Annotated in this window: 26 protein-coding genes; 7 read left to right on the top strand and 19 right to left on the bottom strand. The window is 48.6% G+C overall.

The features are described from left to right. Window positions 1-23: 23 nt before the first annotated feature. Window positions 24-2,027 carry a metallophosphoesterase gene (locus Q4563_RS01160; protein WP_303603328.1) on the top strand — a complete coding sequence of 668 codons (2,004 nt, stop codon included), beginning with the start codon at window positions 24-26 and terminating at the stop codon, window positions 2,025-2,027. Window positions 2,028-2,081: 54 nt separating this feature from the next. Here Q4563_RS01160 and Q4563_RS01155 read toward each other — a convergent pair whose 3' ends face one another. Genes Q4563_RS01155 through Q4563_RS01140 form a run of 4 tightly spaced genes read right to left on the bottom strand, consistent with a single transcriptional unit; the run spans window position 2,082 to window position 5,566 of the window. After that, window positions 2,082-3,596, bottom strand: a complete 1,515-nt coding sequence (locus tag Q4563_RS01155; RefSeq protein WP_303603327.1) for a flavodoxin domain-containing protein — start codon at window positions 3,594-3,596, stop codon at window positions 2,082-2,084. Between the two features lie 6 nt (window positions 3,597-3,602). Further along, the gene (locus tag Q4563_RS01150) at window positions 3,603-4,424 is read right to left on the bottom strand and encodes a DUF4198 domain-containing protein (protein WP_215977423.1); all 822 of its coding nucleotides are present in this window, start codon (window positions 4,422-4,424) and stop codon (window positions 3,603-3,605) included. Window positions 4,425-4,442: 18 nt separating this feature from the next. Beyond that, window positions 4,443-4,949, bottom strand: a complete 507-nt coding sequence (locus Q4563_RS01145; protein ID WP_303603326.1) for a DUF2271 domain-containing protein — start codon at window positions 4,947-4,949, stop codon at window positions 4,443-4,445. 23 nt (window positions 4,950-4,972) lie between these two features. After that, the gene (locus Q4563_RS01140; protein WP_303603325.1) at window positions 4,973-5,566 is read right to left on the bottom strand and encodes a PepSY-associated TM helix domain-containing protein; all 594 of its coding nucleotides are present in this window, start codon (window positions 5,564-5,566) and stop codon (window positions 4,973-4,975) included. A 258-nt stretch (window positions 5,567-5,824) separates the two neighbouring features. Here Q4563_RS01140 and Q4563_RS01135 point away from each other — a divergent pair, with 258 nt between their 5' ends. From Q4563_RS01135 to pabB, 4 genes are all read left to right on the top strand, one after another. After that, window positions 5,825-7,192: a class II fumarate hydratase gene (locus Q4563_RS01135; RefSeq protein WP_215977420.1), complete on the top strand. Its 1,368-nt coding sequence runs from the start codon at window positions 5,825-5,827 to the stop codon at window positions 7,190-7,192. A 13-nt stretch (window positions 7,193-7,205) separates the two neighbouring features. Continuing rightward, window positions 7,206-7,655, top strand: a complete 450-nt coding sequence (locus Q4563_RS01130) for a hypothetical protein (RefSeq protein ID WP_215977419.1) — start codon at window positions 7,206-7,208, stop codon at window positions 7,653-7,655. A gap of 156 nt (window positions 7,656-7,811) precedes the next feature. Further along, window positions 7,812-8,399, top strand: coding sequence for a YceI family protein (locus Q4563_RS01125; RefSeq protein ID WP_215977418.1), 588 nt, complete (start codon window positions 7,812-7,814; stop codon window positions 8,397-8,399). A gap of 156 nt (window positions 8,400-8,555) precedes the next feature. Next, window positions 8,556-9,989, top strand: a complete 1,434-nt coding sequence (pabB, locus tag Q4563_RS01120; protein WP_303603324.1) for an aminodeoxychorismate synthase component I — start codon at window positions 8,556-8,558, stop codon at window positions 9,987-9,989. A gap of 6 nt (window positions 9,990-9,995) precedes the next feature. Here pabB and Q4563_RS01115 read toward each other — a convergent pair whose 3' ends face one another. The 6 genes from Q4563_RS01115 to thrH all read right to left on the bottom strand — a co-directional run bounded on the left by Q4563_RS01115 (window position 9,996) and on the right by thrH (window position 14,076). After that, window positions 9,996-10,901, bottom strand: a complete 906-nt coding sequence (locus Q4563_RS01115) for an aspartyl/asparaginyl beta-hydroxylase domain-containing protein (protein ID WP_303603323.1) — start codon at window positions 10,899-10,901, stop codon at window positions 9,996-9,998. 65 nt (window positions 10,902-10,966) lie between these two features. Continuing rightward, window positions 10,967-11,161, bottom strand: a complete 195-nt coding sequence (locus Q4563_RS01110; RefSeq protein WP_215977415.1) for a hypothetical protein — start codon at window positions 11,159-11,161, stop codon at window positions 10,967-10,969. Further along, window positions 11,161-11,703 (bottom strand): adenine phosphoribosyltransferase, encoded by a 543-nt coding sequence (locus tag Q4563_RS01105; RefSeq protein WP_303603322.1) that lies wholly within the window; start codon window positions 11,701-11,703, stop codon window positions 11,161-11,163. The genes Q4563_RS01110 and Q4563_RS01105 overlap by 1 nt, the downstream gene beginning before the upstream one ends. Before the next feature lie 122 nt (window positions 11,704-11,825). After that, window positions 11,826-12,032 (bottom strand): transcription antiterminator/RNA stability regulator CspE, encoded by a 207-nt coding sequence (cspE, locus tag Q4563_RS01100; RefSeq protein WP_215977413.1) that lies wholly within the window; start codon window positions 12,030-12,032, stop codon window positions 11,826-11,828. Window positions 12,033-12,267: 235 nt separating this feature from the next. After that, a complete protein-coding gene (locus Q4563_RS01095) occupies window positions 12,268-13,119 on the bottom strand; it encodes a DMT family transporter (protein ID WP_303603321.1) in 852 nt (283 codons plus the stop codon). Between the two features lie 339 nt (window positions 13,120-13,458). Then, window positions 13,459-14,076 carry a bifunctional phosphoserine phosphatase/homoserine phosphotransferase ThrH gene (gene thrH, locus Q4563_RS01090; protein WP_215977411.1) on the bottom strand — a complete coding sequence of 206 codons (618 nt, stop codon included), beginning with the start codon at window positions 14,074-14,076 and terminating at the stop codon, window positions 13,459-13,461. A 406-nt stretch (window positions 14,077-14,482) separates the two neighbouring features. Between thrH and Q4563_RS01085 the strand changes: the two genes are divergently transcribed. After that, a complete protein-coding gene (locus Q4563_RS01085; protein WP_215977410.1) occupies window positions 14,483-15,208 on the top strand; it encodes a phosphoadenylyl-sulfate reductase in 726 nt (241 codons plus the stop codon). A 13-nt stretch (window positions 15,209-15,221) separates the two neighbouring features. Further along, window positions 15,222-15,494, top strand: coding sequence for a hypothetical protein (locus Q4563_RS01080; protein WP_303603320.1), 273 nt, complete (start codon window positions 15,222-15,224; stop codon window positions 15,492-15,494). A gap of 9 nt (window positions 15,495-15,503) precedes the next feature. Here the strand turns inward: Q4563_RS01080 and msrA are convergent, their stop codons facing one another. The 9 genes from msrA to Q4563_RS01035 all read right to left on the bottom strand — a co-directional run bounded on the left by msrA (window position 15,504) and on the right by Q4563_RS01035 (window position 23,583). After that, window positions 15,504-16,142 (bottom strand): peptide-methionine (S)-S-oxide reductase MsrA, encoded by a 639-nt coding sequence (msrA, locus tag Q4563_RS01075; RefSeq protein ID WP_303603319.1) that lies wholly within the window; start codon window positions 16,140-16,142, stop codon window positions 15,504-15,506. Further along, on the bottom strand, window positions 16,139-17,140 hold the full coding sequence (locus tag Q4563_RS01070; RefSeq protein ID WP_303603318.1) for a YhdH/YhfP family quinone oxidoreductase: 1,002 nt from the start codon (window positions 17,138-17,140) through the stop codon (window positions 16,139-16,141). Before Q4563_RS01070 ends, msrA begins: the two co-directional genes overlap by 4 nt. Window positions 17,141-17,160: 20 nt before the next feature. Next, window positions 17,161-18,207, bottom strand: a complete 1,047-nt coding sequence (sohB, locus tag Q4563_RS01065) for a protease SohB (RefSeq protein ID WP_303603317.1) — start codon at window positions 18,205-18,207, stop codon at window positions 17,161-17,163. A gap of 20 nt (window positions 18,208-18,227) precedes the next feature. Further along, window positions 18,228-18,881, bottom strand: coding sequence for a cation/multidrug efflux pump (locus Q4563_RS01060; RefSeq protein WP_215977405.1), 654 nt, complete (start codon window positions 18,879-18,881; stop codon window positions 18,228-18,230). Between the two features lie 36 nt (window positions 18,882-18,917). Next, complete coding sequence (gene nudC / locus Q4563_RS01055; RefSeq protein ID WP_303603316.1) at window positions 18,918-19,697, bottom strand: NAD(+) diphosphatase; 780 nt, start codon at window positions 19,695-19,697, stop codon at window positions 18,918-18,920. Between the two features lie 18 nt (window positions 19,698-19,715). Further along, on the bottom strand, window positions 19,716-21,431 hold the full coding sequence (locus tag Q4563_RS01050) for a pilus assembly protein (protein WP_303603315.1): 1,716 nt from the start codon (window positions 21,429-21,431) through the stop codon (window positions 19,716-19,718). Between the two features lie 144 nt (window positions 21,432-21,575). After that, window positions 21,576-22,310, bottom strand: a complete 735-nt coding sequence (gene dnaQ / locus Q4563_RS01045; protein WP_215977402.1) for a DNA polymerase III subunit epsilon — start codon at window positions 22,308-22,310, stop codon at window positions 21,576-21,578. 8 nt (window positions 22,311-22,318) lie between these two features. Continuing rightward, window positions 22,319-22,756: a ribonuclease HI gene (gene rnhA, locus Q4563_RS01040; RefSeq protein ID WP_303603314.1), complete on the bottom strand. Its 438-nt coding sequence runs from the start codon at window positions 22,754-22,756 to the stop codon at window positions 22,319-22,321. Beyond that, window positions 22,753-23,583 carry a methyltransferase domain-containing protein gene (locus tag Q4563_RS01035; protein ID WP_303603313.1) on the bottom strand — a complete coding sequence of 277 codons (831 nt, stop codon included), beginning with the start codon at window positions 23,581-23,583 and terminating at the stop codon, window positions 22,753-22,755. Before Q4563_RS01035 ends, rnhA begins: the two co-directional genes overlap by 4 nt. Window positions 23,584-23,702: the final 119 nt, after the last annotated feature.

The following is a 23,702-nucleotide window of genomic DNA, read 5'->3' as shown; positions in this document are numbered from 1 at the left end:
TTTTTTCTTACAAGACCTACCTTATGAAAAACTCTCTTCCGACTTTAGTTGCTGGCTTATTAATTGCACTCTTCACAATAACTACAACAGCAGAAACAACTGCAATGGCCAACACAGACCAGCAGAGACCCGTGCAAGTAGCGTTTATGCCAGATATTCATTTTCATGATATTTACGCTGATTTCAGCGACGAGGGTTTCGCAGGCATCAGTAACGACGACAGCCATAAACATGCGAGCATTCGCTCCATGGCTGCACAACTACACTCCACCCGACTTTTTAATGAAAATTACTTCGCCCTTTTGGCTGCATTGGACCACGCCGTCAAATCGGGCATTCGCTATATTGGCCTGCCTGGCGACTTTAGTGATGATGGCCAGCCCGTGCATTTGAATAAACTTGCAACCATACTCGATGAATACCGCGATCGTCATAACGTTATGTTCTTTGCCACTCCCGGTAATCATGATCCGGTTCGACCTGATGACACGCCGGGCGGAAAATCCGATTTTCTCAACACAGATGGCAGCGAGATATCCATTCAAAGCCCTGGCACCAAAAGCTGTCAAGATAAAAGCGGACGACAAACTGACTCACTGATCTGCAGCGAAAAGATCCGTCATTTAGGCTATCAGGGTGTCACTCATACGATGAGAAATAATGGCTTCTTTCCACAAAAAAGCTATCTTTACTGGGCAACGCCTTTTACCGCCTACACACCGGATAACTATCAATTCGAGGCCGCCGTCGTAGCGGGTTCCTTAGCCAAACGCCACTCAAGTGTTTGTGCCAAAACATCAGCGTCACAACCCGATTTGTGCATCGACATGCCTGATACAAGCTATCTGGTCGAACCCACCGAAGGGCTCTGGTTGCTGGCCATAGACGCCAATGTCTACCTGCCAAAAACAAATCAAAACGGACTAAAGACCGGATTCTCCGGCTCCGGCAATGCCGGTTACAACGCTATTGCTCAAAATAAAGAATACCTGCTGCAATGGATTGAGCAGGTAGTGATACAAGCACAATTACAAGGTAAAAGACTGATTTCGTTTAGTCATTTTCCGATGGTGGATTTTTATGACGAGCAAGGTGACAGCATAAAATCCATATTGGGCCGTGATGCCTTTCAGCTAAAGCGCCTGCCCAAACTGGCCACTAGTGAGCGAATACTCAAAACTGGTTTACATTTCCATATTTCTGGCCATATGCATATGAACGATACTGGGGTATATCGCAGTCAAGATGGAAAAACGCTGTTTAACATTCAAGCGCCCAGCCTTGCCGCTTACCCGCCGGCTTATAAAGTAGTGTCTCTTCTGCCTAAGAACCGAGTGCAAGTTGATACAATCCGATTACAACAGGTACCCAGATTCAACGAATTATTCCCCCACTATCAGCGGGAACATCAATATTTGCTTAACAACAGCCCGGAAAATGCTTGGAATATCGACGTACTCAATGCCGAAAATTACAATGATTTCACAAAAAAACATCTGCGAGAACTGGTTAGAGAACGCTTTATTCCGAACGAATGGCCTTCGACTCTGGTTGATATTTTAACGCAAAGCACACTGCATGATTTAGCCATACTGGCACAATTAGATACAACCGAAAAAACGCAAGATATAGTCACCGACCTAGCGACTCTTAAAAATAAAGACAGCTGGAGGCAGGCAACTAACCAATATCCTACGGAATTAACAAAAACCGAAATGGATGGTTTATCCAACGATGTTACAGGCTTTGATCTACTTGTTGACCTCTATATGCTGCGCAACGGTGGGGATTTGGCGCAGGAGGATATTGGCCCGAACCGATTAAGTGCTTACAAGGCTCTTGCACAGTTATATCAAGGCGTTAGTGCTTATCAAGTGCAAAACGAAGACAAGCCAGTTACCTTGCCGATGACTCAACAGTTTATCTCCGGTGTGCTGCAGCTTCTGATAGGTTTTATGGATGCCGAACCAGATAATCGGGTAATGTTAGATTTAACCGCCGGACGCATTCAAAATACGTCGCCCTAAATCAGAGCCCGACAATGATAATGAAAAGATAAATAAACACAACGGGCCGGTGGTTTAGTACACGTCGCGACAATAACGTCCATCAGCCTGAAGTGTTTGCAACAAACTCTCCCCCAGATACCGATTCAATTCATCGTGTACCGCCTGCGCCATTCCAAGCCGACTTCCACACACATACAAGTAGGCGCCCTGCTCTATCCATTGGCATAAAACATTAACGTTTTGCTGTAGGCAATCCTGTACGTACCTCGGCTGACCGGGGCATTTTGAATAAGCGCGATCGATGCGTTGTAATACCCCTTTGCGGTGTAACGCTTCAAACTCATCGTAAAACAGCGCGTCTGCGAAGGGATCTCTCTCACCGAAAATCAACCAGCATGGCTCTCCGCCCGTTGCGGCTCGCTCTTGTAGATGAGCGCGTAATCCGGCAATGCCTGAACCGTTACCAATGAGAATTAACCGAGAGCTCTTGGGCGGTGTGTGAAACTCACTGTTGTTACGGATAGACAATTGAATTTTTTCACCCGGTGTCGTATATCGGGTAAGCCAGCCAGATGCAAGACCAAGATTGTCTCCCGCTTGCTGCTGCCGCACGACCAGTTCTAAAGCGTGTGAATCTCGGGCACACGCAATGGTGTACTGGCGCGGCGCAGGAGTTTTAAGGCCCCGTAGCCAGGCACGCTTCGCATCCTCATCGGCACCTATAGGCAACTCAAGATCACGCCACTCGCGCTCTGCCAACCAAGCAATGGTATCCACAGGAGCTTCGTCTGGTTCAATGATGGTTTGCGTCGGCAACGCGAGTTGACGTCGTGCCTGTTCACACCTGTCTGGACTTTGCCTGGGGTAAACCTCTGCAATATCACCCGCTTGATAATCCAGCGGATCTCTCGACTCTAATCGCAACCAATACAAAGGGGCACCGGGGCTGCCACTATTGAGTTGCTGTTGTCGAGTAAGCTGTAAAGTTTGTATGGCCGGTAGTACAGATTGCTCTGCTTCAGCGCTATTAAACTGGCCACCTAGTGTGGCAATAAAGATTTGCCACTGGGCGATAACCTCGTGCTCTCGCTCCGGCTGCGCCGCATCAAGGGTGAGAATTTCAGCGATAGGGTTAGCCCCAGCATCAACAAGTAACTGCTGCAGCTGATAGGCAAACGCGCAATACTGCTGGTAGTGACTATCGCCCAATCCCAACACCACAAAATTTAGGTGGCTCAGCGCGTTAGAGGGTAAAGATTTAATGCGCCTGGCAAAAGCAATAGCGTTATCCGGCGCTTCGCCCTCTCCGTAAGTGCTCGCCACAACTAATAGGGTTTTGGCTTTGCCCAGATCATTTACCGTTAGTTGATTGAGCGCATAAAGCATGACCGGCACAGAAAAAGCGTCGCGCGTTTTTTCAGCCAACTGGTGTGCCCTACCGCTTTGACTGGCATAGGCAATGACCACATCAGCTTGCGCTGTAACGTCTCGGTCAGAGCGCGGTGTGCGACGATAACACCACCCACTAAAAGCAAGATAAAAAAGCGCCAGCACAAGTGCCAGCGCTATGCGTTCAAGTTCACTCATTAATGATTACAGCGGTAGCACTTCCAGCGTTGCGATATACTTACCGCTGCGGGTTGTCGCCGGCGCTTGGGCTTGATCGTCTTCGTATTCAGCTTCTAACCAATAACGTCCAGCTTGTGGCCATTCAACGCTCACCTTGCCATTTTTGTCGGTGGTCAGTTTAATTTCTTGCTGAGAATTGCGATAACGCACGCCATCCGGAATTATCACGACTTCCACACCCGGCACAGCCTTACCATCCATTAAGAAGGTTAAGTTCACAGGTTCACCGGTGAATAAATCATTGGGGTGGGCAGACGCTTGCATTTCCAACCCTTTATTACTCAGTGCCAATACGGTGTCGGTAGGGTTACCGGCGGTAATAAAGGATTCGAGCTTGGTAGATGAATAACCAACTTTTAAGTTTTTGGCTTTTTTCGGCACTTGTTTTTCAAAGTCACCGGGCGCTGGCTTTTCGCCACGGCCAGGCCAGCGTTTGCGCTCGCCATTCTCGTCTTCCCAGCTGGCCTGTAAACCGCTTGAGCTCATTAGTACTTTGTAGGTGCCCTGCTCGGTTAAATTTAAATCAAAGGTCGTGCGGTGCTTGCCTTCAGCTAAGTTCAGCATTTCACCCTCACTGCCATCGGGCTTAACCACACTGAGGTAATGCGCTTTCAGAGGATAGTGGTTGAAGTAAAATATATCGTTGGACACGGCGGCGTCAACGGTGACCCAGGGGTCGTCACCAGACAATACCGTCGCTGCCGGCAGAACCCAAAAGCGATGCGCTTCAGCGGCCATCGGTAATGCCAAAACCAAACCTAGTGCTAAAAATTGTTTAAATTTCATAACCCACTCCTGTGGTTGTTAAGGGTTAAAGGTAACCGAAAGTTTGCCTAGCTCGGTCTTGCCTTGTGCAGTTAATGTTTGTGCTTTTGTTAAGGGCCAGTCAAAGTCGACATGCAACAGCTCCCGCCCACCGACTTCCCGCGAGGCTTCAACATAAAGTTGGTATTGGCCCGGCTCAAGGTTCTCAGTAACATGATCGAGATTAACGTTATAAGACCCTGGCTTGCGAGTTGGACCTGTGACACCATCGATCGGCATATCGAGAGAGCGGCCACTGCGACGCCACCATAAGCGCATATCTTTAAGCCATTTTTCTCCCTCACCGTCGGCGTCAATCTGGTACCAGACAGCGCCATTGGTAACCGCTTTGCTGTCTATATTTTGCACCCAAATGGCAACATAGGGCCGATGGTACTCAGCCACATCCATCTCAGGAATGGCAACATCTACAGTTAATTGCGCAGCGGCCAGCGGCGCTCCAATGCCGGCCAACAGCAACGGCATCATTTGTTTGCATACGCTCATAGATTTTTCAGATCCTTCGTTATTTAATGAACAAATAAAATAATAATAATCAGCGGCGCCACGAGACCAAAAGCCACCATAGGCCATGTACCGGGGCGACTTTTTTGTAAGCGTATTAATAACCACAGCCCCGTTAATGAAAAGACTAAGCAAGCAATGGCAAATACATCGATAAACCAGCTCCAGGCAACGCCGGTATTGCGCCCCTTATGCAAATCGTTGAGATAAGCCACAACACCGCGTGTGGTTTTTTCGTAAATCGCCTCACCACTGTTTATGTCGATACTCATCCAGGCATCCCCGCCCGGCCTTGGCAAGGGCACATAGATTTCATCCCCATACCATTCGGCATCTATAGCGCTGTTGATATAAACACCGAGTGCTCGACGAATTTCCAATCGTAGAGGTTTCGGCAGCGGACCACTGTCGATGTTTTCCAGCTCAAGACGGGTAAGCAGTTGGGGATCGAGCCTAGCCTCAAGACTCAAGGTGGATTTTTGCGCGGGTATTTGATGCGCGTGATTAAGGGTAATGCCCGTGATGGCAAATAAAAGCAACCCTATAAGACATATGGCCGAACTCACCCAATGCCATTGTCTTAGGCTTCCAAACCGCACACTAACCCCCAACACTAAAGTATTAACCCATTATTTTCACTGGAGGTGCAGCTAGGCATCCCTCGATAATGATTCTCATTGTATTGTGTGCAACCTCTTTCCGCAATCTTTTTAAGGCCCTGTTAGCAAAAATTAGCAATACCGATTAAATGTTATTGATAACCGTTATCGTTTGTGCAAGGATTGAATTATAGGCCTAAGATAGGCAAGCAGATACCCAATATCGCTACACACTCTCTAGCGCTAAGGTGCAATTTTATGAATGAAACACGCACAGAAAAAGACAGCATGGGCGAGCTGGCCGTCCCCGAGGATGCTCTTTACGGGGCGCAAACCCAGCGCGCTATAAACAATTTCCCAGTCAGCGGGCAGAGATTGCCCGAGTCTTTTATTCGAGCCCTGCTACAGGTCAAATCGGCCGCGGCGCAAGCCAATTCAGAGTTAGGTACTCTACCCTCACCAACGGCACAGGCCATTTGCGATGCCGCCCTGCAAGTGGAGCAAGACCCCGACCGACTGAATCACTTCCCGGTAGATGTGTTTCAAACCGGCTCAGGCACCAGTACCAACATGAATATGAACGAGGTGCTTGCCACCCTTGCCAGCCGCACGCTTGGCGAGTCGGTGAGCCCCAATGATGATGTAAATGCCAGCCAGAGCAGTAATGATGTCATTCCCACGGCCATCCACGTGAGCGCCTCAATTCTGGTGGCAGAGAAACTGCTCCCGGCCTTAACGCATCTGATACAAGTCTGCCAAGAAAAAGCTGCCACAACTGAGCACTACATTAAAACCGGCCGAACTCACTTGATGGATGCCATGCCGGTGCGCCTGAGCCAACCCATTAACGCCTGGGCGGGTCTTATTGAGATGCACCTCAATAATATCAAGGCGCTACAACCACAATTACAAAGTCTGGCTCAAGGCGGCACTGCAGTGGGAACCGGGGTAAATGCTCCGGCAGAATTTGCCGGCGTTTTTTGCCAGAAACTTAACTGCGCAACGGGCCTTGAATTTACCCCGGCAGCCGATCCATTTACTCACATCAGCAGCCAAGACACGGCCGTGGCCCTATCGGGGCAATTAAAAGCTTGCGCGGTGAGCCTGATTAAAATTGCCAATGATTTGCGCTGGATGAATTCTGGCCCCCTCACCGGCCTCAGCGAAATTGAATTGGAAGCCCTGCAGCCTGGCTCATCCATAATGCCGGGCAAGGTTAATCCGGTCATCCCTGAATCCACCGTTATGGCTGGCTATCAAGTGATTGGCAATGACACGGCTATTACGCTCGGCGGCCAGTCGGGCAATTTTGAACTCAATGTCTGCCTGCCCCTGATCGCTCACAACTTAATCAGCAGCATTACGCTGCTCAGCAATAGCTCTGTACTGCTAGCCGATAAAGCCATAAAGACCTTTAAAGTAAATGAGGAACACCTAAACGCCTCGGTCGCCCGCAATCCAATTCTGGTAACTGCACTCAACCCCATTGTGGGTTATTTAAAAGCCGCTGAAATCGCCAAAGCGGCCTACGCCAGCGGTCGCCCCATTATTGACGTGGCCGCCGATATGACAGATATCGACCGATCTGAATTAGAGCAACTGCTCGACCCTAAAAAACTGACTTAGCAGGTAACTAACGGTGCACAAATCATCGGCAACACATGATTCAACACAAGCTTACTGGCAACAATCCATCGGCAATGGAATGCTCGGCTGTCGCCTGCAAACAAAAGCGCGCAAGCACCTTCAGGCCCAGCAGTGGGGCCTGGCGGTTAAGGATTATGCAACGGCGCTGGAGGTGGCCGACACCATGCTGCAAGCCCCTCACACTCAAAAGTTTGCCATTGAGCGCTATTTGCGCACGGCTTTAGAACTGATTTATGCCATGCGTAAATATAAGCCCAACACAGATTTAGGTGAATTAATTGAAACCGTAAAACAAAGGCTGCAGCCACTACTGGCTCCGGTGCCGGCGGAGGTTGTTATCGCCCCGCTCATTGATGTCGCCTTCTCTCCCATTGATGATGTGGATGACTGGATTCAAATGTTATTTAACTACGAACTATCAGGTCAGACGCTGCCCCACTAACGTTTAGCCGCCCGCCAACCCATCAGAATCGAGAGGATTATCCATAAACAAGCACGAAAGCAGCCACCGAACCGAAACGGTCGAGTTTATACTTGACATAAACCATAATAAATTTAGGGTATTGTCCATCGACACTATTATGGACGGAGATCCGACATGAATATCGTACAAAAATACTCTGCAGTTGCCCTGATGGCATTTGCCAGCTCACCTGTCTTGGCCCACTGGGCACTGCAGCAAGAACAATCCAGCCTGCATTTTGTCACAGTAAAAAATGACACCATTGCCGAAACGAATTCGTTTAATCGCTTTGCTGCCAATATTAACGACGATGGTCAAATTAATGTTCAGGTCGACTTGAGCAGCGTTGATACCTTAATTGATTTACGCAACCAACGTTTGCGCGACATTTTATTCAATACTAAGAAATACCCTAAAGCAACGCTCGCCGCCCAGTTAGACAAGGACTATATCGATGATTTAGCGCAAAGCACGCCCGAGAATCTCGATTTATCCATTCAGTTAACGTTGCACGGAGAAAGCCAAACACTACCGGCCAAGCTGACTGTCACAAAACTCGACGCCCACACATTGTTGGTAGCCACTCGCAGCCCCATACTGCTCAATGCACAGCAGTTTTCTTTGACCGCAGGGCTTACTAAATTGCAAGAACTGGCCGGTCTAAACAGTATTTCGCCCATCGTCCCCATCACGGGTAACTGGACATTTAAACTCGAGCATTAACCTACCCTGACGCTCGGTGCCCACAGGCAAGCTTCTTCTTGTCGGTACCGAGCCAATTAACCCATTATTAAATTTGGGCTTTATCTGGCAAATCCGTATACTCACAAACGCGCTGTCACGGCGCCTTTTATAGCTTTACGGACGCGACAGATAGCAATGAGCTTTGAACCCTTTGTAACAGAAATTGAATACACCCCTGACGCCAGTGCCTACTTTGCTCAACTACACCCGTTAAAACATCCAATTTGGCTGGACAGCTGCCACCCGGCGACGCAATCCGGCCGCTATGACATCTTTGCTGCCTGCCCTAGCCACTACTTGCAGACCTTTGCCGACAGCACCCAGGTGGATACCTATAGCTGTGCCTCAGGCCTAACCAAGAGCAATACCAAGGCTAGTCACCAGTGTCTCTACCGCCAGGACCCATTCGAAGTGCTCGCTCGCCATTTACCCACACTTAACACAAAGCGCACTGAACACGAGTGCAAATTGCCTATATACGGGGGGGCTTTGGGCTTTTGGGGCTACGATTTAGCCCGGTACTTAGTGCCTGTAAAAGAGCAGATAGAGCAAACCAGCCAATTGCCGGATATGGCGGTTGGCCTCTATCCCTGGACCCTAGTGCTAGATCACACCGCTGAAAAAGCCTATATCAGTGCCGTCAATAAGGCTTCTACCGAGGCTATAACCGGATATTTATCGAGCCAAAACAACTTAAAGTCAATTCTAGAAAATGGATCAAATCCCTTTATAATCAATAAGTTCGAAAGCAATCTTAATGCTAAACATTACTTCGAAAAATTCGATATTATCCAGAATCACATTCGCGAAGGCGACTGTTATCAAGTCAACTTTGCCCAGCGCTTTTCCAGCCAGTATAAAGGCGATCCACTGACGGCTTATTTGCACCTAAGAGCCATTAACCCCGCCCCATTCGCAGCGTTTATCCCGCTCGAGAAAGGCGCCATTTTAAGCTTGTCGCCGGAGCGTTTTATTGCCGCCCAACAAGATAAGGTGACAACCAGCCCCATCAAGGGAACCGCCGCCCGCAAAGACAACCTCAAAGCCGACCAGTTAGCCGGTCAGCAGCTATTGGACAGCCCCAAGGACCAGGCAGAGAACCTCATGATTGTGGACTTACTGCGCAACGATTTGAGCCAGACATGCCGGCACGTAAAGGTACCTCAGCTGTTCGAGTTACAATCCTTCACCAATGTTCATCACTTGGTCAGCACCATTGAGGCGCAATTAAAATCAGGGCAGTCTTGCGTCGACGTGCTGCGCTCCGCCTTTCCCGGGGGGTCTATTACCGGGGCGCCGAAGATTCGGGCTATGGAGGTGATAGAGTCTCTGGAGAGCCACAGGCGCGGCCCTTACTGCGGCAGCATTGGCTATATCAGCCACTGCGGCAATATGGACACCAATATTGCCATTCGCACCTTGGTGGCCGAAGACCATGAGATTAGTTGCTGGGGCGGCGGCGGCATTGTCGCCGACTCGGAGGCAGAGTCGGAGTACAACGAGACTCTGGCCAAGGTCGATATTTTACTCAGGGCGCTGGAAGGTGAATTCCCCGCCCCACAGCAATAGGCAACACTAAATAATGGCGGAAGCGATAAGCAGTAACAAACCGCCGATAACGACCCACTTACTGATGTAGTATGCTTTGCGGTTTTTCTTTTTAAAGCTCTTTAAAAGGCGCTGGTAGCTCAGCAAGCCTTTGCCGAGCTTGTTGCCAATTCCGGTGTGACTGCTGTCGACGTTATCAATCATAAACAGGCGATTGAAAAAGCGGCCAAAATACCAATACCCTTTCTGCACAAAGCCGAGCTTTAACGGCCGGTCGATATCCGTCATTAGAATAATACGCGGGGTTTCGGTGTCGTTATACGCAGAATGCAGGTAGGTTTCATCGAAAATAATGCTGTCACCATCGCGCCAGGGGTAGTGAAAATCATCAATCTGCAAGCCGCACTTTTCACTATTGGGCGTGCTTAGCCCCAAAGAATAACGCAATGTATAGGCGAAAGGGTCGTGGTGCTGGCTGAGTTTTTTGCCCGGCATCAGCACGGCAAACAAAGCCAGGTTGAGATAGGGTACCTGCTCTAACAAGGCCATGGTTTTAGGTGCCAGCTCGTAAGCTGAGGGGATACGGTTATCGTAGAGTTTTAAATAAAAGCTGGTCCAGCGATTATCTTTATAGAAACTGCTGGCGGGCAGATCATCCTTAGCGGTAATTTTCCCTTCGGTGTAGAGGGCCAGAGCTTCATCGCGAATTACCTGCCAATTGTCTTCGATAAGCTGCAACTCCGGAAAGTGATCTTTAGATATTCTGGGTGTAGTCTCCACCTTGGATAAGCCATAGGCCGGTAGGTTAAAGGGCACCATAAAAGTGGAGAAATCTGTCAGCTGGCGACTGAGCGCAAATGTCACTCTATTGCGCGTGCGTACAAAAACGATACAAGCCACATAAATGACAATACAGCCGATAATGAAGCCCATGACTTCTACCCTCTAAATTCAATTGCGGCGCGTATCATACTCAATTGTATGGCCCCAACCAAGCGCTATTGCAGTAGCTGCTGCCGCTCACGCTCATAGTCACTGTAGCTTTGCGAAGACTGCTCGCGGCACTCGCGCTGCGCGCCGGGAGGCTCGCGATCACATAACTGGTGTTGATTGTGCTGCACATTCTCATAAACCGCCCTATTACTGCACGCCGCAACTAACAATACCGACATCAACCCGATCAATAATTTCATTACTGCCCCTTATATTCCAACAAATAGACGGTTTTAACCCCCGCTTGCTTAAGTTGCTCAACTCCACCAAGTTCCGGCAGAGCCACCACAAAGCCCGCATGGGTAACCACAGCCCCCATTGTCTTAACAAGCCGAACAACGGCCTGCGCGGTACCTCCGGTAGCAATCAGATCGTCAATCAACAATACCCGATCCCCGCAGCTTAAGGCGCCACTATGAATATGCAGCGTGTCTTCGCCGTATTCCAAACAATAGGCTTGACTGTGAGTCGCGCGCGGCAACTTACCCGGCTTGCGCGCCAGCACCAGCCCCAGCCCCAGCTGGTGGGCCAGAATCGAACCAAAGATAAACCCTCTCGCCTCGATCGCGACAATCTTATTGACATTCGCACCGGCAAAAGCCTCAACCAAGCCCGCCGCCGCCTCGGCTAATGCCTCTGGCTGCTCCAACAAACTGGTAATGTCTCTAAATTGCACGCCGGGCTTAGGGTAATTTGGAACTGTGGTAATCGCCTGGCGGAGTAATTCTTGTCGCTTATCCATTGATCCTCACATAATTTTCCAAAACCGGGCACGGGGTAGCACCCCAAAACATAAGCTAAAAAGTAAAGCAAAAAAAAGGGTGAGCTTTTGCCCACCCTTTTCGATCGGTGCGTAAGCTGAACTTACACAGCGACAATGTTTTCGGCCTGTGGCCCTTTTTGACCCTGAGTAATCGTGAACTCAACTTTTTGACCTTCAGCCAGAGTGCGAAAACCTGAACCTTGAATAGCGCTAAAATGAGCAAATACATCAGGGCCAGACTCTTGCTCAATAAAACCAAAACCTTTAGCTTCGTTAAACCACTTTACGGTACCCGTTACGGTAGACATAAATCATTCCTCAATCATTCAAGACCCCTTTCGGAGCGCTTTTTACTTAATACTCTTAATTCTAATTGCTTAAAATATTACTATGTCTTTTGATTGATGGAACCGGCAACAACGATGGTCTTGGCAAGTCATCAAACAGGACTAACTTTCAAGCAAATTTGAGTATAACGAGCTCACAAATCAAGTCAACAGCCTGAAAACCTACGACCTTGTGTGGCGCTTTACCCGCTTTAATTTAGGCTTTTTTAGGTTTCAGTGTGAGCGCGATCCCAGCCAGCACCGTGATCATAGCAATCATTAAAATTACGCTTAACGCTTCTCCGACGAACAGCACACCACCGATCGCAGCCAACATAGGCACACTCAGCTGCACGACGCCCGCCTGAGTTATGGTCAACCTTGCCAAACATTTATACCAAATTGCGTAACCTATCGCCGAAGCCAAAGCCCCAGATGCCACAGCTAAAAGCAAACCGGCGCCAGTCAATATGGGGGGCGACCAAAGTGCCAGCAACGGCACCAAAAGCAGTAGAGCCAAAGCGCTAGCCCGAAAGAAATTGCCCGTTGTGTTGATTAACGGCTTGGCACCATTGCGTCCTAGCAGCGTATAGCCAGCCCAAGCGCCCCCGGAAACAATCATTAAAATAGCACCGAGCATATCGGGCCGGGCCGCGTTGGGTAAGAGTAAAATAGCCACACCTAGCAAGGCAATCATCAAGCCCCATACTTCTAGCACGCTAGGTTTTTGTTTGGCAATAAAGCTCGCAACAAGAGTGACGAGCTGCACAGTAGCAAAAAGCACCAAGGCCCCTTCCGCAGTGCCCAACTTAACATAGGCCAATGAAAAGCTTAGCGCATAAACAAAAAGAGCCAGGCCACCCGACCAGCTACCCTGACTCACTTTTTCGCGCCACCGCCCGGAGTCGGTAAATACCACCAAAGCAGCTAGTACAGCTGCGCCACTGACCAACCGAAGAAGCGTAAACGATAACGGATCAATTGCACTGAAACCTAACGCGTATCGACAGAATATTGAGTTGCCAGCAAATGCCAGCATAGCGCAAAAAGTTAATAAGAACGTGTTCATTTAAGCCTCATATTATGTCAGCCAGAGGCTTCATAACGCGTGAAAGACCAGCTGCTCCTTAGGAGCTAACAGGGGCACATATCTTTGCTCTGTAAAAATGGCGCCGCGAGAATCTGGTCAATTGTAACTCTCGCTTTAGCTGTAAAGGTGGGTCTATACAATTTCCAATATAACTGACTTACGAGTCTTGACCAATAATTTAACGGCCACACGTCAAACACCAACAACAATAGAACCAACAAACTGAAACTCATAGCAGCTCGATGAATCTACATTCTAGTGCGCTAAAAACCCCTAATCTCGACCAAGATTAAGGGTTTATTAGTGGCCAGAGGCAACTTATAAAGACAAGTCTCGGTTACTGGCTTTGATGAACTCTTGTTTTAGAGCCTCATAGGTGTGAGCAGCCGGGAACTGAGGAAACTCATCGATCACATTTTGCGGGGCATGAAATAAAATACCGGCATCGGCCTCACCCAGCATAGTCGTGTCGTTGTAGGAGTCGCCAGCAGCAATAATACGGTAATACAAGGTTTTTAGGGCGAGTACCGACTGGCGCTTTGGATCTCGCTGGCGCAGATGATAGTTGATCACCTTGCCCTTGTCGTCTGTCTCTAAACGATGACATAAGAGCGTGGGGAAACCGAGCTGACGCATCAAAGGCTGGGAAAACTCATAGAAAGTGTCTGACAAAATAATGACCTGAAAACGCTCACGCAGCCAGTTTACAAACTCGACCGCTCCCTCTAAAGGCTCAAGGGTCGCAATCACTTCCTGAATTTCATGTAAGCCTAAGTTATTCTCTTCAAGGATTCGCAAACGCTGACGCATAAGCACGTCATAATCCGGAATATCTCGCGTTGTTGCTTTCAGTTCTTCAATACCGGTCTTTTCCGCAAATTTTATCCAGATTTCCGGTACCAGAACCCCTTCCAGGTCCAAACATGCCAGCTCCACGTCAGCCTCCAAAAATTATTTAGATAGAAAAGCTGGCGAATCTAACCTGCTTAGCGTAAAAACGCAACGGACTCAGCTACTTTTTCACGTGGAACATATCCCAAATACCGTAATTAACTTGAGAATATAATAACTTTTTGGAATATATGGTTAAAGGCGCCAAGCCTATGAAGCCCAGCAATATGGGCCTTAATAACACCAGATATAGTAACTGTTTAATATTTAAGCACAGCATGTGTACATTTACAGTACTATTCGATTATTTTTAAATCATGGTTTCACGAAAAAGTACTCTCAGTTATAAGTTAAGACTCGCGTGTTATTGGGAACCCTTTAAAAGCTCTGGTATCCTTCCGCCCAAATAGAGCAGATAAGCCTTAGATTGACCGTGATTAAGGATCTAGCAATGAATGACCAAATTCCTCTGGTGGATATCGAACAACAATTGGCCAACCAGAGCCCGTTCCGTATTATGAAGCACGCTCTGGAGAGCCATGATCGTATTGCCATCTCATTCAGTGGCGCCGAAGATGTCGCCTTAGTTGATATGGCCAGCCGAATTCGACCTGATGTAGAAGTATTCTCTCTCGATACCGGTCGACTGCACCCAGAAACCTATCAATTTATTGAGACAGTGAGAAACCACTACAAGATCAATATTGATATTATTTCGCCGGACGGTGACGCCGTACGTCAACTGGTACGCGAGAAAGGGCTGTACAGCTTTTATCAAGACACACACAAAGAGTGCTGCGGCATTCGTAAGATCACTCCACTGCGCAATAAGCTCTTAGAGGTTGACGCCTGGATTACGGGTCAGCGTAAAGATCAAAGCCCGGGCACCCGCTCCGACATACCGGTCATACAAGATGATCAGGGTTTCGCCCGAGCCGGAGAAACCCTGACCAAATACAACCCTTTGGCCAACTGGAGTTCGGAGGAGGTATGGGCCTATATTCGTGCCTATGAAGTGCCTTACAACCCTCTGCACGACCGGGGCTTTATTTCTATCGGCTGTGAGCCATGCACTCGCCCCGTAGGGCCTGGCCAACACGAACGTGAAGGACGTTGGTGGTGGGAAGAAGACACCAAAAAGGAATGCGGTCTACACGCTAGCAATATCAACCCGTAAGATTGAGGACAGCGTGAAAATTACACTGGTTAAGAAAATACTCGCCGATGGCTCACCCTGCCGTAAATGTGCCGATGTTCTACATAAGCTTGAGCAAGGTGGTTACCTTGCTCAAATTGATCAGATCGTGGAGGCTATCGAAACCGATCCTGACAGCCGCGGTATGCAGTTAGCAAAACAATACGAGGTGGACCGGGCACCGTTTTTTTTAGTGGAACAAGACGACGGCTCTACTGAGGTGTACACCGTGTATTTGAAATTTCAAATGGAAGTTTTAGACGCCTAGTCTATGCCTTCAGGCCCCCGGGCAAACAACTCCTGTCCCGCCAATGCCGCAGTAACCCGACGGGTTCTTAGCTAAATACTGCTGATGGTAAGTTTCAGCGTAATAGAACTGCCCCGCTCTCAGTATTTCGGTGGTTATCCCGCCAAAACCTACCGCCGATAACGCCCGCTGATAACTCTGTTTACTGTTAAGCGCTTGGTCCATTTGCTCAGCGGTACTCAGATATAAACCCGAGCGGTACTGGGTGCCCCTGTCGTTGCCTTGCCTCATGCCCTGAGTGGGATCGTGAGATTGCCAGAACAACGCCAATAAATCTTCAAAACAAATGCTGGCCGGCTCGTATACCACCAACACCACTTCATTGTGGCCCGTAAGACCACTGCACACTTCTTCATAGGTAGGGTTCGGAGTAAAACCTGCCGAGTAGCCAACCGCTGTGCTAATGACTCCAGGGGTCTGCCAGAACAAGCGCTCCGCCCCCCAAAAACAACCCATGCCGAGCAAAAACCAGCTACTGTTCGGCTGAAAAGGTGGCTTAATTGATTCGCCGGTAACAAAGTGTGTGGAGTCCACAGCCAGTGATTGCTCCCGGCCGGGCAGTGCTTGCTCGGGTGTCGGCAGGTGGAGTTTTTGGTTAAGGGTATTCATGATGACGACTCCTCAGCCACTCTAACAACTGTTCGGCCTTGCGCTTTACCAGCCAGCATTTGCTGTAATATTTTAGGCGCCTGCTCCAGGGTCACCTCGGTGGCCAAGTCATGATAATCCAGTGCCAAGCTGGATAACATCTCCCACAATTGGGCTTTAAGCTGCAGAGGGATTTCTGCTGAGTCCACACCGAGCAAAGAAACCCCGCGCAATATAAATGGGTAAACGGTTGTCTGGCACTGCTCAGACAGGGCCATACCGCAGGTGGCCAAGGCGCCTTCAGGTCGAATAACTTTGAGTAAATTTTCCAGCATGGGACCGCCCAAGGTATCCAGCCCCAGAGAAAACTCAGGCTTTAACAGAGGTTTAGGCGAGCGCTCTCGCCAAGACCCGCTATCGATGCAATGTCGAGCCCCCAAGGCTTTCAGCCGATGAAACTCGTCGGGCCTTGAGCTCATAGCAGTAACACAATAGCCTCGGGCTGCGGCGAGTTTAATCGCCACACTGCCCACACCGCCAGAAGCACCGGATATAACAAAATCATCGCCGGCCTTAGCCGTGGGAACTTGTCTTTCTAGTTTGTTCAGTGCCGTTGCCACCGTAATACCGGCAGTCCCCAATGCCATTGCATTGAAAAACGACAATTTATCTGGGCACGGACAAACCCACTCGGCCGGCACACGACAATACTCGGCCAAGCCTCCGTCGCTGTTCATCCCAAAATCAAATCCGCTGACAATCACCCTTGTCCCGGCTTTAAACTGGTCAGAGCTGTCCTCTACCACAATACCGGCGGCGTCTATACCGGGCGTGTGGGGAAAATTGCGGGTGACACCTGGGTGCCCGGAAGCACTTAAAGCATCTTTATAATTTAACGCCGAACAAACGATTTTAATTAACACGCCAGCCGATGCCAATTGATCAACATTTACCGACTGTAATTGACACTGATATAAACCATCTTGGGCTTCAACTCTGACAGCGGAAAATTCTTTCATAATTGCCAACCCTGTTTAACTTAGAACCAGCGTTTAGATTGCACTCGACTCAACCAGCGTACTAATAAGCGATCAAGTGTCGACTCGGCCGCAAAACCTAATTTTTCTGGCAGTGATTTTTTCTGGGTAAACTCTACCCTAAATATGTCAGCTTTTTGTGCCTGATCTAATAAATACCCATCACTGGTTTTCAATTCATCGATTAATCTTTCGTCCAGTGCGCGACGTCCGTACCACACCTCACCGGTAGCGACTTTATCGACATCAACCACTGAGCGATGCTCTTGCACATAGTCTTTAAACAGTACGTGTGTTTTTTCCAGATCTTCTAGAAATTTAGTGCGGCCTTTCTCGGTATTTTCACCAAACATAGTGACGGTTCTTTTGAACTCACCGGCGGTGTACATTTCATAGTCAATATCATTTTTCTTGAGTAACCGATGAAAGTTCGGCAACTGCGCAACAACACCGATTGAGCCTAAAATCGCAAAAGGCGCAGCAACAATTTTATCAGCCACACAAGCCATCATATAACCACCGCTGGCGGCGACTTTGTCGACACAAACCGTTAGTGGAATAGATTTTTCGGTAATACGAGTCAACTGACTGGCAGCCAAGCCATAGCTGTGTACCATACCGCCGCCACTTTCAAGTTTGATAACGACTTCATCCTGTGATTCCGCCAGCCCCAAAACGGCGGTAATTTCTTCACGTAAACTGCTATTGGCGGAAGCTTTAATATCGCCATCAAAGTCGATCACATACACCCGTTTGCGGCGTTCAGGCACTTGCTCTGTAGATTTCTTTTGTGCCTTACGAGCTTGTTTTTCCTGTTTTTGTTTATCTTTGTGTTCTTTTTTTAACTGGGCCTCGTCCAACACCACAGACTTGATTGCATCGGTGTAATCGGCAAAAGTTTCGTTTAGGTTTTTTACCTCTATATAACCTTTATTTTGACCACTTATTTTTTGTTTATTACTGGCTATTAACGCCAACACCAAGGCTATCACCACCAAGACAGTGACTGACTTGGCGAAAAAAAGACCGTAATCTATAAGAAATTCCAAGGGTACTCCTGTTTTATCAATTATTGCCAAAGCCCAACTGCATCTTGAGCAATTTCATTCAAAGGCCGGGTAACCAAACCCGTACCGGATAAGCTAACTTCAAACAGTGCGCCATCGGCCATTGGCAAGTAAGTGGCCGAGCCATAAACAGCGTCGACTACTGGCAGTGTATTCTTAATTTGCCTTAGCCATTGCCACACATCGACACCGAGATGACTTTCATTAAACGAATAGAGTGTACGTTCGGCGTTTCGCTCATCTTCAAGGGAAAAATAACGGCCGGAGATTCGATCGAGACGATAGCCCGGCTGAATGCCCAGCTTTGCCACCTCACCCTTCCATTTAATAATGCGGGCATCCAGCTGCCACTGATCGCCACGCAAGGTGTAGGTTTTCTCTAAACCATCAGAATTTGCCAACATAACTTTGAATTCTTGCTCGGCTAACTTTTCAAAGCTAATAGTGGCGATTACTTGTTCTTTAACAATTTGTCGATAAGTGAAAATATCAAACGCGACAAAAGCAAAAATTAGCGCCATTGCCAACAGTGACAAGCCAAACATGCCGCGCAACCAACCCAAAATCCAACTATTGCGAAACAGGAGCTTAGCCCCAGAATAAGCGATGATTAAGCATAATATGGCAGCAATTACTGCCAGAGCGCTGTAAAACATGTCGAACGGTCTCCACTGATAACCAGTTTACGTCTTTTAATTGGCGAGACTCGCCACAAAATCATCAATTAATCGTCGAGCTATCGTGCCTTTAGGAGGTACGCTTGGTAATTGATCGAACCGGTACCAGGCAGCATCCTTTATTTCATCGTCTTGTAATAATAGCTCGCCTGAATCGTATTGCGCCCAAAACCCTAACATAAGCTGACCGGGAAATGGCCAACTTTGACTGTACTGATAGCGTAGCTGTGAGACTTTAACCCCCACCTCTTCTTGCACTTCCCGACACACCGCTTGTTCTATCGACTCACCCGGTTCCACATACCCTGCCAAGATGGTGTAAACACCGCTTTTCGAGCGGTGGTGCAGTGCCAACAAACATTCTTGAGCACGAGTGACCAGTACAATAATACAAGGGTTTAACCGAGGGTAGTGGTGTGTGTCGCATGTCTTGCAGGCTTTTACATACTCATTGCGCTCTAGTAAATGAACATCAGGGTCAGGCAGTAATGAGCCGCACTGGTTACAAAAGCGTTGCGATTGCCACCAATGGGCCAACTGTACCGCCACCCCTGCCCGCTCAAACATGTCCGATGAGTATAGTGATAGGCAATCACGCAGCTCAACCCATTCAAGAGCACCAGACAATTGGCTGTCTTGGTTTATCAATACACTATCGCCCGTAGTGCCGGGCAATGGAATGCTAACACTGCCCGGCATTAGGGGCGCCACCGAAACAGAACAAGGGTAACCGGTAGCTTTATCAACGGCCAACTTACTGCCATGAACCTGCCAACAAATAGCAGTTTGAGTCATAAGTTCGAGCGGTAATTATTAAGAAGCAACGGGAAAACCCAAAGCCTGCAGACTTTCTTCGGCTACTTGCAGTACACTGGTATCGGCATCTTTACCAGACTTAATGGCGTCCAGATAATACTCCAGGCTAATCACAGAATCGGCAAAAGTTTCCAATAAATGTTGCACAGCTGCAAGTGGCTCGGGGCCGAGCAATGCTTCATTGACAAATTTTTCGCTTGCCGCAACCACGGCCGCTGCCCGTGGCAGATTAAGTACCAACATCCCACCGCGAACCGATGATAAAGTTGAGGCTACATTCTTAATATGGCCGACATCGTAATTAGACTCAGAGTAAGAGTTAAGCGCGCGTTTAATCAACGCCAGACCGGACTCTGCTTCCTCGATGACGAGGGCCTCGGCCTCCATCAACTGGCTGGATGACAGTGCCTCTTCGCGTGACAGGGCATTGAGCTGGGCTAACTTTTCTTCCGAAAGGTTCATTTTGGACAAACCAGACACGGTGCTCTCAATATAGAGTAAGGTATCCGCTACGCCTAACAAGTCGTCTGTATGAGCTTCGACCTCACCGGTTTGCCAGCTAACAATTTTGGTGATTTCTTCTTTTAGTGACTTACTCGGAGCCACTAGTCCCACCACCGCTAATATCTCAGCCACTTTTTTCAGTGTGTCTATCAATTCTGGGCTGTCAGTTAACAGCTCCACCCCACCCTGGGCGGCCCGCTCTAAAATATTTTTGGTGCTGCGCAGCTCATCCTGCAAGACACTGGTCATGGATGTGACGGTAGTTGCACTCGGGCCCTTGAGATACTCCTGCTCGCGAAAAAGCTCTTGCTCGTTATAACCGAGTTTGGGCGCCGAATAAGCCTCAATAATGGCTAACGAGCGTTCACTTTCATTGCGCGCCAGCGCCACCTGATAAACCAACTCTTTGAGCATGTCGGGATTAGGCTGCTTTTTTAATGCATCTTCTCCTTCAAATAAAAAGCGCTTTAAATCGCGATCGAGGGCACTAAAAAGCATTTTGCGAGCTTTGTTTAACTGTAGAGCTTCCGCCTGTAGAGCCGACATCATTTCCGCGGCCACCCACCACAACTGGCCCATCGGGTTATTGCCCGATAGTTTATCCAACCGCTGAAATGAACGCTCCATCATGCCCAATGACGGCTTGACCTGCTTGCCTTGTAAGACGTTAAGCATCGCCACCTGGAACATATGGCGTAATCGTTTGACCACTTGGCGCAAATCTTCAGGGATTTCGACTTGCTCTACCTCGCCGCGCTGGCAGTCACTGACATCAACTGGGTAGTAATACCCCATACCAATGGGCTTCACCTTGCGAGCCAAACGCAGTTCATTAATATGTGGAATCAATAGAACGGCCATACTCCGGCCAGTTTGGCTGCAATATTCAAGATAACGCGGCAGAATAAAGAAAACCGAGGTGATCTTTTCCAGCTTAGGTAGACAGCTAGAGGCCTCTCCCAGTGGTATATCGGTGATGTGTTCGACTAACTCATCGGCCAGTAAATCAACACCGCGCAGCTGCAATAGGCTGAGGGTTCCCCGAATCTGAGTGATATCGTCAATACAATGTTGCAACAACTCGCCATTGTTTAAATCTGAAGCAAATTGCTCCAGCCGCCCGGCGGCACTTTCAATAGTGGCGACTAGTTCATTATGCACCAACTTTAGAGAGGAGGGATTGAAGCGCTCAGCCATTTCAGTTGTCACAGTTGCATCCTACTTTTGAAGTGCCCACAAGCCTTTTAAAATTAAGTTTTGGCTTTAACGGCAATAAGTTAATGGTCAATCTTAGAATCTACATTAAACCGCTTTAAGCGCCTTGTTGGCAAGCTTGTGGACAGGAACTGGCTCTCATTGCGACCACAGACTGCTGCCACCGCAGGCTTTATCGATTTGCGCCAACTTATCCTGATGACGAGCCAACTCTTGCTCTGTTGCGGCAATAACAGGCAGAGCGGGTCGAGACGCATCAAGCCTGTGAATTTCGCCCGCTTGATTGGATTCCGACTCTCCACTATTGCCACTGCTACCCAAGGAAAGTGCCGTTTGGCCACCGGTCATCAGCAAGTAAACATCGGCCAAAATTTCAGCATCAAGCAGAGCGCCGTGCAGTTCGCGCTGAGAGTTATCCACCCCGTAGCGCTTGCACAAGGCATCCAGACTGTTTCTCTGGCCCGGGTGTTTACCCCGCGCCAACAGCAACGAATCAACAATATTATTGTTAAGTGCAATGGTTTGGTGGCTGGGATCTAGCAGGCGCAATTCGTGATCGATAAACCCCACATCGAATGGCGCATTGTGGATCACCAGCTCAGCACCGGCAATAAAGGCCATGAACTCGCCGCTAATTTGCGCATAAATGGGCTTATCTTCCAGCATCTCGTTAGTAATGCCGTGAACTTCAATTGCCCCAGCATCTACTTCACGTTGAGGGTTAATATATTGATGATAGTGCTTGCCGGTTAATTTGCGATTAATCATCTCCACACAGCCAATCTCAATAATCTTATGCCCCTGCTTTGGGTCAAGACCGGTGGTTTCGGTATCAAGCACTATTTGTCGGTGACCGACTGAATTATCTTGCATCTACTTTTTCACTTATTCAAAGAGTCTATGCCTAAATTGGCTAACTGATCGGCACGTTCGTTTTCACTGTGGCCACTGTGCCCCTTCACCCACTGCCAGCTCACTTTGTGCCTAGCGTTTTGTTCATCCAGCTGGCGCCATAAATCATCGTTTTTTACCGGCTTTTTGGCCGACGTCTTCCAGCCATTGCGTTTCCAGCCAGTCAACCAACTAGTGATTCCCTGCCTGACATATTGTGAATCAGTTGTGAGCGTTACAACACAAGGTTCTTTCAACGCTTTTAAGCCTTCAATAGCAGCCATTAATTCCATACGGTTATTGGTTGTCATGGACTCACCACCGCACAGTTCTTTCTCTTGATCATTGTAGCGCAGCAGTGCGCCCCAGCCTCCAGGGCCTGGATTGCCACGACAAGCGCCATCGGTAAATATTTCTATGGTTTTCAAAGTGTTTTGTTTTTCCTTATAGATGAATCGTTGTGATCTCTACTGACTTGCCTGCCACCTAATTTACCGGAAACTCCCGCTAAATCAACGAGTCTGGGGGCCAGCCACTCGGGCTTTAAAGGGATAACACCGCTGACGTCTTTGCGCACAGTGATCAAATAATAATCTCCCCAAGGCGCCTTACCGAGGCGCAACAGCTTTTCGAGCTTATTGACCATTGTACTGGCCGATGGGTCTTGAGCAAATGGCCAAAAATGCCCTCTTTTAATATTAATGACCTCTAGATCAAGCAATGCAAACCAATCGTACAGGCGGCCGACACGTAAAGCTTGCTGACGCCATAACAACTTACGACTGGTAGTACGTTTAAATAGACGCCATGCCCCCCCCAAACTCCACGGGTTAAAACCCACAATAATAATATGCCCTCTGGGAATAAGTGCACGGCTTGCCTCAGCCAACACCTGATGTGGAGACTGACTAAAATCCAATACATGGTGCAACAAGATGACATCAACCGATTCCGGCGCTAATGGCAAACGGTGGTACTCACTATAGGCGCCAGCATTAGTAGTACTGGAAGATCGCCCCGCCCCACCTTGGAGGGCAAAGGTATGAGTGATACGGCTATTATCAGTCAGCGTGAGCTCTTGGCAGGCACTAATTTGACATAGATGGTAGCCAAACAGGCAGCCAAGAGCCTCATCGATATCGCCGCGCTCTCGCTGCAACAATGCTTGGCCACGAGGTTGCGCAAACCACCTACTGACCTCTTGCGCTTGCTCTTCTAAACCAACCCCGTTCGGGCTTCGCCGTTTAGCCACCATTTGTCAACCATAATGTCGAAAAGTGAATTGAAAGGTAAGATTACGTTATCTACTCGATAGATTGTGACCATAGACCTGTGATTTCTGCAATCTGCTGCACACTAGCCTGCATTGACCCC

The sequence above is a fragment of the Gilvimarinus sp. 1_MG-2023 genome (assembly GCF_030548285.1).
This window is presented reverse-complemented; position numbering and strand designations above follow the sequence as displayed.